Here is a 13,062-nt window from a genome sequence, read left to right as displayed (position 1 = left end):
TAATATGCTTTTAAAATAAATTACACCGATGATATTTCAAGGGTAAATATATTAGTGATCATAGATGTATATGACCCGTTAAAAACAGTGTTGCCTCACCCGTTAATTTTACCCGCTGATCTTCAACCGCACATAGTACGACACCACCACGAGCCGATATTTGATGGCCGACTAACTGATTTTTATTTAAGCGAGCCGCCCATAATGGGGCAATGGCACAATGCGAGGTACCTGTGACGGGATCTTCATCCACGCCTTTAGCTGGGGCAAAATAGCGTGAAACAAAGTCGATATGTGGTTCATGACTTGCTGCTGTAATTGTTAGGCCAGGTAGAGGCAGTGCAGCTAAAGCAGACATATTTGGAGAGCAGTGTGCCACTTGGTCAGGGCTACTTAAGAAACAGACATAGCGATCTTTAGCTAGCCACAATGCTTCAATTTCAACTCCCAAAATATCGGCTAGCTGTGGGTAATCTGCAATTGAAGCAGGTTGTGTATTGAGAATAGGGAAATCGAGAGTAAACCCACTGCCATTTTTATAAAGCGTCAGCTCCCCTGAGAGGGATTTAAAAATAAAAGGGTTAATGGGGTGTTGCCTAAACTGATTAAGGACAAATGCAGTCGCTAATGTGGCATGCCCACAGAGATTGACCTCTACCGCCGGTGTGAACCAGCGAATATGATCCCCAACTAAAAATGCGGTTTCTGATAAATTAATTTCAGCCGCAATCGCAATCAATTGGTTATCTGGTAACCATTCATCAAGTAATACGACCGCGGCAGGGTTGCCTTGAAACTGGGTATTGGTAAAAGCATCAACATAGAAAACAGGCAGTGTTGAAAGACTCATAACGGTTTCCAAAAGCAGGTTAAATAGGGGAAAAGTATAGCGTTAATTAATCACTAACATAATAGTTTTAAGGATGAAATAAAAACGCCCGATAGGCAATTCTGCATATCGGGCGTGGGGATGATTGATAACTAACGGAAAATTATTTTGCGTTTACTTCGTTATCATCTGCATTTTTTAACATTTTTCTAACTGGAATGATTAATGCAGCTAGCACGATTGCACAGATAACTAATGCGATTGAAACATGTGAGAACAACTCAGGCATTGAATTTAGTTGTTCTTTATTGATGTTTCCGCCCATGATACCAGCAGCAAGGTTACCTAATGCGCTTGCACAGAACCAGAGCCCCATCACTTGGCCACGCATCTTTTGTGGTGCCAGCAGAGTCATGGTTGCTAAGCCAATAGGGCTTAGGCATAGCTCACCGAGAGTGAGTAAAAGAATACTCGAAACTAACCAGAACGGCGAAACCCCTGTTTGTGTGGCAAGAACTTGGTTGGCTGCCATCATCATGACCGCAAAGCCTGCCGCAGCAAATAAGATACCGATGACAAATTTAGTCATGCTGCTTGGGTTGATATTGCGTTTGGCAAGAGAAGGCCAGAACCAGCTAAAGACAGGTGCCAACAGGATAATAAACAATGCGTTGATAGACTGGAACCAAATGGTTGGGATCTCAAATGAGCCCATTTGGCGATCGGTATAGTCACGCGCAAAGATATTAAATGAGGTTGGTTTTTGTTCAAACGCTGACCAGAAGAAAGCTGCTGCAATGAGCAGTATCAAACAAGCGAGGAGACGTGAACGCTCACTGCTATTAAGGCCGGCAAAGAAGAACATGAAAAAGAAGTAGATACCCATACACGTGGAGATGATGTAGGCTGAGCTTTTTGCGATTGTCGCCGCATTAAAGGGGATAACGCCATTGTCGATAAGGATCACTAACACCGCGAGGATTGCCATAGCGAGCGTTACCCATTTACCGACATTTTTACGCTCGACAGTTGGGCGGTTCCACGTTGAATCTAACCCGACTTCTTTGTCGTAGCGGCGCATTTGTGGGATGGCATAGAAACGGAAAATCAAGAGTGCAATCAGCATACCGATACCGCCAAGACCAAAGCCAAGATGCCAGCCGTATTTTTCATGCAAAGGGCCGATGATCAGTGGAGCGATAAACGACCCCATGTTAATCCCCATATAGAACAAGGAGAAACCACCGTCACGACGAGTATCTTCTTTTTTATAGAGTGTTCCCACCATAACCGTGATACAGGTTTTAAACAAACCAGTTCCTAACACGATTAATAGGAGACCAACAAAGAAGAAGGTATTGCTTAAAAACGCTGACATTGCGATTGATAAGTGGCCGAATGCAATGATTAACGAGCCGTACCAAACCGCTCTGCGCTGCCCTAGCCAGTTATCTGCTAGCCAGCCACCAGGAAGTGATGTGATATAAACCCCACCAGCAAAGATCCCGACGATAGCGGAGGCTTGCTCAATAGGTAACTCCATTCCCCCTTGTAGCAGTGCGGCACTCATAAACAAGATGAGCAGTGGGCGCACGCCATAGAAAGAGAACCTTTCCCACATTTCCGTGAGGAAGAGTGAACTCAGTGGGTATGGATGCCCAAAAAAGGTTTTTGTTTTAGTCGCAGAATGACTCATCTGTGAACTCCGATAAATTATATTTTGATTAGTTGTGCTTGAAAAAACACCTGACAAAGTGGTAGGTGCCAAAATTTAGAGATATGTTAACTTCATTTTGTAAACATATTTTTAACATACATTATTATAAAAACACTGAAAAACAGAATATATTTATTGTGAAAAGTGTTTTTTTAAGGTGAAAAGTCGATATCACTCGCATTTTTCACGATAAGGTAGGCGACAATACAGGAATTTTGTTGACAAGAAAAGAGGTGATTATAAAAGAAACATAGTCTTATAAAACATAAATTTATGTTATGTTTTCTGTGTTTTTTGCATAAAATGCTGTTATACCTACAATAAATGAGGGAAATGAATAAATAACTCTACCGATTATTCACAGTGAACGTGATGGGATGTTTTGTTCAGCAGCGAGAGAAGGCTTAGCCCTCTCTTTTCTATTAGGCCGATGGTGATTTACAATCCTGAGATTGACGTTTAATGATGTACCATGAATAAAGTAAGTTAAATAGAACTAAGGCAGCGGTAAAGAAAAAGACGGCTCTAAAGCCATAGCTTGCGGCCACAAACGAGCCCATTAGCGGGCCAGTCACGTTCCCAACATCCCGCAAGGCTTGGTTGTAGCTGAAAATGCGCCCTGTCACTTGATGTGAGATGTTATAGATAATTAATGTTTGTACTGCGGGCAATAAAGCGGCGTTTAATGCACCGAGCAAGAAACGCAGCGCCCCCAACTCCCAGTAATTACTCACCAATCCCATAGGGAATAAAACGAAAATAGAGGCCGCTAATACTGCAAGTAGCACTTTTTCTGGCCCGATACGATCACTTAGTTTCCCCAATCTAGGCGCACTGAGTAGCGCTGCAACCCCTGGAATTGAGGCAATTACCCCGCTAATAAAGGCTAAATTCTCAGTCGTGCCTGCAAGATCACGAACATAGAGTGTAATGACAGGGTTGATGGAACCAATCGCAGCTTGAATAATCATGGTGGTAAAAAATAAGCTAATCACCAAATTCTTATTTTTGAGGGAGGCAAATACTTGTTTGTTATTCAGCGCGTCTTTACGTGAAACAGGGGTAAAACGTTCACGAACATAGAATAAGGTCACAATAAAACAAATAAAGAGGACCGTTGCAGTAATAAAGAAAACGGGGCGTAAGCCATATTGGTCAGCAAGTAACCCGCCAATCAATGGACCGATCAGGGCACCACTAACGGCGCCCGTCGCTAATACGCCCATTGCCCAACCACTTTTTTTCACGGGAACTTGTGTGGCGATGAGGGCATTTGCATTGGGCACAAATCCACCGAGTAATCCTAATAAGGCCCTTAGTATCAATAATTGCCAAATGTTTTGAGCGAAACCAATGAGCACCATCACTATTGCCATACCGAGTGCTGAGCGTAGTAGCATCAACTTTCTGCCTTTGCGGTCAGATAAACGCCCCCAAAATGGAGCGGCAATAGCGGAAAACAAAAACGTAATACTGAAAACGGCCCCTGTCCATAGGTTTAATGAGCTGTGATCGGTAACCCCTAACTCCTCAATATAAAGCGGAAGAAAAGGCATGATCAGGCTAAATGCCGCACCGGTTAAAAAACAACCGAACCAAACGACATAAAGATTACGTTTCCAATAACTGTTTCTGTTTAACATAGACTCCTTGCTCAACTGTTTATGCTTAAAACACAACGGCTGCCAGATAACTGACAGCCGTTGTGTTTTATCTAATGATGGATTTTGTCTAAATCACCGTACAAAGAAGTTTCTCCTTTGGGGCGCGTTTTAAAACGTCGGTGTAGCCACATATATTGTTCGGGGGCTAATAATATCGCTTGCTCAATAAGTTGATTCATTTTGGTTGCAACCGCGACTTCATCATCGATAGGGAAATCATCGACAGCAGGTTGAATAACCAACTCATAACCTTTTCCTGCGGGTAAGCGACGTGGAATAAAAGGAACAATAAGCGGATTCGCTAAGCGCAATAAGATCGCTGAGCCATTGGTGGTTGCTGCATTTTTTACTGCAAATAGTGGGGCAAACGAGCTATTTCGAGGACCATAATCATGGTCGGGGGCATACCACAATATTTCCCCTTGTTTGAGACTGCGTACCATCCCTTTGACGTCTTTGCGGTCCAACATATATTTGTTAGAGCGTAGGCGTCCTCGGGTCTGAAGCCAGTCCATTAATTTATTATCATTTGGGCGGTAAACGCCAATGCCGGGGTTAAGCATACCGAAAGCTCTTGCACCAAGCTCTAATGTCAGAAAATGGATCCCTAATACAATAATGCCACGACCTGTCGATTGAGCCGCAATCATATGTTCACGCCCTTCGATTTTGAACCAGCGGCGTATGCGCCATTCAGGCCAAAACCATGCCATGCCTGTTTCAAAAACCCCCATACCCACGGACTCAAAATTTTTATCAATGTAGTGTTGGCGTTTTTCTAAGCTCATTTCAGGAAAACAGAGCGCTAGGTTGCGATCGGCAATTTGGGCGCGTTTTTTTAGCAAATGTTTGGACAATAAGCCTAAACGGGTTCCCATCCAATAAATCATGGGATAGGGCAAAAGAACCAGTACGTAAAGCAGACCGATACCAAACCAAGTGAGCCAGTAACGTGGGTGTAATAAACTTTTATCAAACTTTGGAGCTTGTATCATTGGTTTCCAAAAAATTAGGTTAGTGACTGAAGGCTGTTGTGAGTTGTTTAAATTTTTATGACAACAGCGATTAACAGATTGATTTTAGCGACTAGAAGGCCATGAGATGAGCAAGCAAGCCAGTGCTAAAAGCAATCAAATTATCAATAGTATCTATTATATACTCTAAATAATTTGAGGGGCAGGTCAGTAGAGACCTAAGGCTGTAATTTGAGTAAATTCACTTAATTAACAGCGTTGCCACCTAAAGTATGGTGAGTATAACAAATTATTCATTTAATAAATTGGCCGTCTGTAGGGTACTCATCAGTTCGGCCAAATTCCGTACTGCCATTTTTTCCATCATGCGAGAACGATGCACTTCGACGGTTCGAACAGAAACACAGGCCACATCGGCGATTTCCCGGTTAATTAAGCCTTGCAAAACGTATTTGCAAATCTCTTTTTCTCTTGGTGTCAGTGTTTGGTAACGCTGCTGAATAAGATAACTTGCCGTGGCTTGTTGGGTTTTTTCTTGTGCTTGCTCAAGTGTTTTTGCTAATAGCTGGCTATCAATTGGTTTTTGTAGAAAATCGACAGCGCCTAGTTTGACTTGTTCGACGGCCATAGGAATATCGCCATGACCAGAGAGAAAGATCACCGCTAATGTGCTTTGTTGGGCTTTGAGCAGTTGGTGAACTTGGCGACCATCCAGTTTTGGCATACGCATGTCGAGGAGTACCACGCCCTCTTGGTGAAGGTCGGCTTGCTGAACAAATTGTTCACTGTCATTCCAAACAACGACGGTATAACCGAGCGTTTCAAGGAGAAATTGGCAAGCATCGGTAACTGCCGGATCGTCGTCCACCAGATGGATAACAGGCATGAATAGAACCTCACTTCATCAAATTGGGATATCAATGTTTAAATTCATGATGAATGTATTTTTACATATTAACATAGTTAATGTTATCAATAGTATGCGAAAGTCCTATTTATCGTTACTGAATAAGGCTATGTTTCGCTCGATTTTCCATGATGGTACGGGAAAATGAGGGTTACTCTTAGCCCATTTAAGCCAGCCTCACTCACATTATTTTCAATGCGAATGTCGCCCCCTTGGCTTTGGATCAATCGCTGGCAGATCACTAAACCTAGCCCTAATCCCTCTTTTTTAGTGGTTGCAAAAGGCGTGATCCCTTGAGTCAGTTGTTCAGGCTGCATGCCGCCTGCATCATCTTGTAGTACGAGTAAAAACCGTTCTGGGGCAAAGTGAAAGCTAAAACATAATGTTGTCGCGCCGGCTTGCAAGCTATTACTAATGAGGTTTGATAGCAGTTGATCCAGCAGTGTTTCAGGTAGCTTCAATGAAACGTCACGGCTATCCGGTAACATGAGTTTGACCTGTGGATAATGTTGCGATACCCGTAGTAATTGCCAAATATGTTGTATCGTCGGTATAACATGCTGCTCACTCAGTTGCAGTGCGACCTCTTGGTGAGGTTTCCCAGCCCATAGGCGAAGATTACGAATAATATCGGCCCCGCGTTGCGCTTGATTATCAATTTTTGTTAAGGCATTAATCAGGGGATGATCATCTGACTCTTTTTTGAGACGTAAAATACAACCTTGTGCGTAGTGGCGGATCGCGGAAAGTGGCTGGTTAAGCTCATGGGCAAACCCTGAGGCCATTTCACCTAATATATTTAATCGCTGAGCTTTTTCTAAATTCGCTTCCTGTTGGCGTAAGCGATTGTGAGCCTCTTCTAATTGGCGGCTACGGCGGCGAACTAGGAAGGCTATCCAAACATGATTGACCCCAAGTAAGATAAAAAAGAGTAAGACGAGGCCTAGCGATAGTTGATGCTGGATCAACCAACTCATAATGTCTTGCCAAATTTGTCGTTGCTGTGGATGTTGGTTTACATCACGTAACAAGGTTTCGACTTGGTTCACTGATGCTGGGGCTCCCCAACGCATTCCAGATTTATCGGATGAAAGTAATGTTTTGGTCACCTTATCAACTAAATTATCGGGGACATCATTCAAGGCAGCAAATGACCAGTTAGGGTAAAGCTCAGTGCTGGTCTTACAAGGTAGAGTGCTCGCATGCTCAATTAAAGGCCGAAACTGGTTTTTATCAATTAATCCTTCACTGTCCATATTTTCCAATAAGCAAACAGGGATGATAGCAGCCGAAAGTGAGCTATCGCGTAAGGCATATAAGAGCGCATCGGCGGGGAAACCGAGAAACTGCATACGAAAATCTTTTTCTGCGTCATACCCCATATCTCTGAGTACCTTATAACCTAAAAGGTAGCCGCCGAAAGCGTCTGGAGAAATTGCCCCCACTTTTTTACCAATTAGGTTTTTTACCTCGTTAATATCACTGTCTGCCCGCACTAAAATAAGGCTTCCGATAACGTTACGAGTGGCGCTATCAGGCTCTACGGATGAACGCAATGAAAGTAACCAGCGTAAATGATAGCGACTATCGAGTTGGATAAATTGAGCAGGGTTTGTCAGCAGAAAGTCTATCTTACGCTCTGCAATTGCATCACGCATCTCATCCAAGTTAAGTGGCTGTAACGTGAAATGTTCACCCGGTAGAGACTCATTTAATGTGTCGGCTAATATTTGCCAGTGGGATTGTGTTGAGTTTGCACCGCGTAGTGCAAGCACCCCGATTTTCCATTCAGCCGCCATAGCAGGAAAACTGCCAGCAAGAAGCAAGATGAACAGTAGGCGATACAAAGACATAGATGATTTCTTTAACATATTTGGGTTATTCGTTGCGTTAGATCAATTTAGTTACGGGTATGTGGTAAACCACAATAGGGTCGTTACGCAGCCCCTCATACAATAAAGCTAATTAAAGATAACACACCGTTTTTAAAGAGAAATAAGAATTACCGTGGTTATCAAAAATAGGTTGAGGTAACGGTAAATAAAGCCTGTAAAACCAAAAGCATACTAATATTTACCATCTGTTTTTGCATTAGCAATGTCCTACTGGAGCCAATTATGGATCTGAGTAAACGAAAATTTCTACAACAATTAGGGGCAGTCACCGCGGGGGCATCGTTAATACCGATTGCCGAAGCTGGACTCAATTTCTCCCCAACTCGCCGCGAAGGTAACCCTGAAAAACGTTATGGCATGCTGATTGACTTACGCCGTTGTATCGGCTGTCAATCCTGTACCGTTAGTTGTTCTGTTGAAAATCAGACACCGCAAGGTCAGTTTCGTACGACGGTTAACCAATATCAAGTTTCTTTAAAAGGGCAGGAGGGCGTGGCAAACGTCCTATTACCACGTTTGTGTAACCACTGTGATAACCCGCCTTGTGTGCCCGTTTGCCCAGTACAAGCCACGTTTCAACGGGAAGACGGAATTGTGGTTATTGATAATGAGCGCTGTGTTGGCTGTGCTTATTGTGTACAAGCTTGCCCATATGATGCGCGTTTTATCAACCATACGACCCAAACCGCAGATAAATGTACATTTTGTGCGCATCGTCTTGAAGTCGGCTTACTACCAGCCTGCGTTGAGTCCTGTGTTGGTGGCGCGCGAATTATTGGTGATTTAAGAGATCCAAACAGTACGATCCGGAAAATGCTCGAAGAACATAAAGCCGAAATTAAAGTGCTGAAACCGGAAAGTGGCACATTACCTCAAGTGTTTTATTTAGGCTTGGATGATGCTTTTGTTGAACCGCTAGCCGGTAAAGGGCAACCCGCATTATGGCAGGAGGTATTCTGATGAGCGAACAAGTGACCTATATTTCGGAAATTATGGCACAGCCACAAGAGTTTTTCTGGTTGCCTTGGGCCGTTCAATACTTCTTTTTTATCGGTATCGCAGCTTGCGCGACACTTTATGCTTGTTACTTGCACTGGCAAGGTAAGAGTGAAAATAGCCGATTAGAGATGATTGCCGTCTTTATCACGATAACGATGGGGATCACGGCTCCATTAGCGCTGACCGCCGACTTACACCAAACGGCGCGTGTTTGGCACTTCTATGCTCATCCAACTATTTGGTCATGGATGTGGTGGGGCTCAGTTTTACTGCCATTGTTTACCACTTTTAGCGGCCTCTACTTTGTTGCATTGTTGGTGAAATTAATTTGGAAAAAAGAATTTAAAGCAACACGTTGGGTGGCCTTACTGTCAGCGCTGTCTGCGGTAGGTTTATTGTTATATACCGGTCGTGAAGCCTCGGTGCTGATCGCACGACCTATTTGGTTTAGCTGGTGGATCCCTGTACTGCTGTTCTTTAGTGCAATGCAAGCGGTTCCTGCGTTAATTAGCTTGGGGGCTCGTCGTGAACCTCAATATCAGCAGCGCTTAGCACGTCTTCAGGCAATTAGCTTGCTTCTGTTAGCTGTCTGCTTTGCATTGTGGTTATCGGGTGACACTGTTTCAGGTATTGCTGTTCGTCATCAACTAGAGGTCGCAAGCCCTGGCTGGTGGATGCTCATGGGGATATGCGCACTGTGGGTTGTGGCATTGGCAATGTCAATCATGACATTAAAGGCTACACGCTCAATGGTTTATATCACAGTAGCGGCATTAGTGGCGATGGGGCTAACGTGGAGCTTGCGCTGGGTTTTCCTAATGGAAGTTCAAGCGGTGCCAAAATATAACGTGTTAGTTAATCCATATCACTTCCCGATGGGAACGGACGGACTGTTAGCTCTACTTGGTACGTTTGGTTTGTGGATCGCTCTGATTATTATTATTCGTGAAGGTGTTCGTTGGTTTGCTAGGAGAGTGCAACATGGCTAAATTCTCAAGACGTCAGTGGCTCAAAGGTGGTTTAGTTGTCGGTGGTTTAGCACTATTTGGTGCAGGTTACCGTGATGTGGCTAAGCGTGCAGTTGATGGCCTCGCCAATGGCACTTCCGGTAAAGTCACATTAGATCGTATTCATGGCAACTCATTGCGCCCAGAGGGGCAAGCTAACGGTGGTTGGAAAGAGGATCCTAGCCAAGTTATTGCGATGACCCAATGTTTTGGATGTTGGACTCAATGTGGGATCCGTGCTCGTGTCGATACGGCAAAAAACGAAGTGCTACGTATTGCGGGGAATCCATATCACCCTCTGTCTCACGAAAAACATTTCCCGTATGGTATGCCACTGAAAACGGCGTTTAATAAAATGGGCGGCGAAAGTGGGTTAGAACATCGCTCCACGGCGTGTGCTCGCGGTGCAACCTTAATGGAAGGGTTAACTAGCCCATTGCGTATCCTAGAGCCGATGAAACGTGTTGGTAAACGTGGTGAAGGTAAATGGGAACGTATCAGTTTTGAACAATTAATCAAAGAAGTGGTTGAAGGGGGCGATTTATTTGGTGAAGGGCATGTTGATGGCTTACGGGCGATCCGTGACCTTGAAACGCCTCTCGATCCATCACAACCTAAATTAGGCCCCAAAGCCAACCAACTGCTGGTGACTAACGCGGGGGATGATGGTCGTGATGGTTTTATACGCCGCTTTGCCCAAAATGCTTTTGGCAGTAAAAACTTTGGTGCCCATGGCTCCTATTGTGGTCTGGCATACCGTGCTGGCTCTGGGGCACTAATGGATGATCTGGATAAAAATGCGCACGTCAAACCGGATTGGGATAATGTTCGTTTTGCGCTATTTATTGGAACATCGCCAGCACAGTCGGGTAACCCATTTAAACGCCAAGGTCGCCAACTGGCATCTGCACGTTTACGTGACAATTTTAACTATGTTGTGGTTGCCCCTGCATTGCCACTTACAACGACTTTGGCGAATGATCATGGGCATTGGGTTCCTGTGCAGCCGGGAACGGATGCGGCATTAGTCATGGGAATGATCCGTTGGATCATCGAAAATGAGCGTTACAATGCCGCATATTTGCGCGTACCAAGCGAAAAATCGATGAAAGCAGTTGGCGAAAAGAGCTGGACCAACTCAACTCATTTAGTGATCACTGATGACGAGCATCCATTAGCAGGGCAATTGTTGATCGCTTCACATCTTAATGGCCAGATGGCGGAAGATGATGACAGCAAAAAAGCATATTTGGTTCAGGATGCGTCAGGTGAGCTAAAACCCGCAGATGATGTGACGCAGGCAGAGCTGTTTGTCACGCGTCAGGTGACATTGCACGATGGTAGCGAAGTCACGGTTAAATCTAGTTTCCAATGTTTGAAAGAAGCGGCTGAGCGCATGACGTTGGAAGAGTATAGCGAACGCTGCCAAGTTCCAGTTAAAACCATTGAGTCACTGGGGCGTGCATTAACCTCTTATGATCGTAAAGCTGCGGTGATCTCGCATGGCGGTATGATGGGGGGTAATGGATTCTATACCGCGTGGTCGGTCATTATGCTGAATGCGCTTATTGGTAACCTGAATTTGAAAGGTGGGGTATCAGTAGGTGGTGGTAAATTCAACGGTGAAAGCGATGGTCCTCGTTACAAGATAACGAGCTACGCTGGCAAAGTGAAACCAAAAGGTGTTGTGTTATCCCGTAGTAACGAATCCTATGAAAAATCAGATGAATTCAAGGCTCGCGTTGCTGCTGGTGAAAATCCTTATCCTGCAAAAGCACCATGGTATCCGTTTGCTAAAGGTCAGTTAACTGAACAATTAGCGTCAGCGTTGATGGGTTATCCGTATCCACTTAAGGCATGGATCACCAACATGACTAACCCTGTTTACGGTATTGCAGGCATTCGTCAGGTGATGGAAGAAAAGCTGAAAGACCCAAAACATCTTCCACTTATCATTGGTATTGACGCCTTTATGAATGAGACAACAGCGCTGGCGGATTATATTGTGCCGGATACCCATAACTTTGAAAGTTGGGGCTTTAGTGGGGCTTGGTCGGGGGTTCAAGTGAAAGCCAGTACTGCTCGCTGGCCAATTGTTGGAGCACGTACCGCGAAAACGGCCGACGGTCAGCCTATTTCAATGGAAGCATTTTGTATCGCAGTGGCGAAAGCGCTCGACCTTCCTGGGTTTGGTGACAACGTGATTGAAGATATGGATGGAAATAAATATCCACTTAATTGTGCTGAAGATTATTACCTACGTGTCGCTGCAAATATGGCATGGTTAGGTGAAAAACCAGTGCCAGAAGCAGCAAATGAAGACATCCAAATCAGTGGTGTGGAACGGATTTTGCCTGCAATGGAAAAAACACTCAAACCGGAAGAGATCCGTCGTGTTGCCTATATCTATACTCGCGGTGGTCGTTTTGCGCCTTATGAAAAAGCGTGGGATGGTGATGCAACAGGGCCTCAGTGGAAGAAAGGGTTGCAGATTTGGAACCCAACGGTGGCGGTGAACCGTCATGCGATTACGGGGGAGCGCTATAGTGGTTGTCCAACTTACTATCCGCCTCGTTTAGCGAATGGGGAAGATGTGAATAAGGTTTTCCCACCAACAGAATGGCCGTTAAAGCTTATGTCATTTAAATCCCATGTCATGAGTAGCTCAACGACAATGATTGAACGTTTACGCCATGTGAAACCTACCAATCTTGTGGCTATTCACCCTGATGATGCCCAAAAAATGGGAGTTAAGCATGGAGATTGGGTCAAGATAACTACGCCAGGTGGTCATGTTGAAGCACAAATCAGTGTGTTAGACGGTGTTATGCCAGGGGTTTTAGCCATCGAACATGGTTATGGTCATAAAGAAATGGGGGCTAAACAGCATTACCTTGATGGTGAGCCAATGCCAATGAACGCTGCGAATGGTTCAGGCATTAACCTAAATGATTTAGGTTTTGCCGACCCGACGCGTGAAGTGGCGAATACTTGGTTAGATTGGGTATCCGGTGCCTCAGTGAGACAAGGCTTACCGGCTCGAATTGAATTAATCGGTTAAAAGTAATAA

Annotated in this window: 9 protein-coding genes; 3 read left to right on the top strand and 6 right to left on the bottom strand. The window is 44.5% G+C overall.

Annotated features, from left to right (window positions below; genetic code table 11):
* Window positions 1-58: 58 nt before the first annotated feature.
* The 6 genes from PR699_RS11355 to ttrS all read right to left on the bottom strand — a co-directional run bounded on the left by PR699_RS11355 (window position 59) and on the right by ttrS (window position 7,944).
* On the bottom strand, window positions 59-850 hold the full coding sequence (locus tag PR699_RS11355; RefSeq protein ID WP_004918489.1) for a PhzF family phenazine biosynthesis protein: 792 nt from the start codon (window positions 848-850) through the stop codon (window positions 59-61).
* A gap of 142 nt (window positions 851-992) precedes the next feature.
* The gene (locus tag PR699_RS11350; RefSeq protein WP_014658008.1) at window positions 993-2,525 is read right to left on the bottom strand and encodes a peptide MFS transporter; all 1,533 of its coding nucleotides are present in this window, start codon (window positions 2,523-2,525) and stop codon (window positions 993-995) included.
* 443 nt (window positions 2,526-2,968) lie between these two features.
* Window positions 2,969-4,189: a multidrug efflux MFS transporter MdtG gene (mdtG, locus tag PR699_RS11345; RefSeq protein WP_004918491.1), complete on the bottom strand. Its 1,221-nt coding sequence runs from the start codon at window positions 4,187-4,189 to the stop codon at window positions 2,969-2,971.
* A 71-nt stretch (window positions 4,190-4,260) separates the two neighbouring features.
* A complete protein-coding gene (locus PR699_RS11340; RefSeq protein ID WP_004918492.1) occupies window positions 4,261-5,205 on the bottom strand; it encodes a Kdo(2)-lipid IV(A) acyltransferase in 945 nt (314 codons plus the stop codon).
* Window positions 5,206-5,473: 268 nt separating this feature from the next.
* A complete protein-coding gene (gene ttrR / locus PR699_RS11335) occupies window positions 5,474-6,070 on the bottom strand; it encodes a tetrathionate respiration response regulator TtrR (protein ID WP_004918493.1) in 597 nt (198 codons plus the stop codon).
* A gap of 128 nt (window positions 6,071-6,198) precedes the next feature.
* The gene (ttrS, locus tag PR699_RS11330; protein WP_014658009.1) at window positions 6,199-7,944 is read right to left on the bottom strand and encodes a tetrathionate respiration histidine kinase TtrS; all 1,746 of its coding nucleotides are present in this window, start codon (window positions 7,942-7,944) and stop codon (window positions 6,199-6,201) included.
* 264 nt (window positions 7,945-8,208) lie between these two features.
* Between ttrS and ttrB the strand changes: the two genes are divergently transcribed.
* From ttrB to ttrA, 3 genes are read left to right on the top strand one after another with little or no spacing between them, the layout of a single operon-like run.
* Complete coding sequence (gene ttrB / locus PR699_RS11325) at window positions 8,209-8,946, top strand: tetrathionate reductase subunit TtrB (protein WP_004918495.1); 738 nt, start codon at window positions 8,209-8,211, stop codon at window positions 8,944-8,946.
* Window positions 8,946-9,974 carry a tetrathionate reductase subunit TtrC gene (gene ttrC / locus PR699_RS11320; protein ID WP_014658010.1) on the top strand — a complete coding sequence of 343 codons (1,029 nt, stop codon included), beginning with the start codon at window positions 8,946-8,948 and terminating at the stop codon, window positions 9,972-9,974. Before ttrB ends, ttrC begins: the two co-directional genes overlap by 1 nt.
* Window positions 9,967-13,053 (top strand): tetrathionate reductase subunit TtrA, encoded by a 3,087-nt coding sequence (gene ttrA / locus PR699_RS11315; protein WP_014658011.1) that lies wholly within the window; start codon window positions 9,967-9,969, stop codon window positions 13,051-13,053. Before ttrC ends, ttrA begins: the two co-directional genes overlap by 8 nt.
* Window positions 13,054-13,062: the final 9 nt, after the last annotated feature.

Origin of the sequence: Providencia sp. PROV268 (assembly GCF_028477805.1) — a bacterium.
GTDB classification, from domain to species: Bacteria; Pseudomonadota; Gammaproteobacteria; order Enterobacterales; family Enterobacteriaceae; genus Providencia; species Providencia stuartii.
The sequence above is the reverse complement of the archived record's forward strand: the minus strand, read 5'-3'. Positions and strand labels throughout refer to the sequence as shown.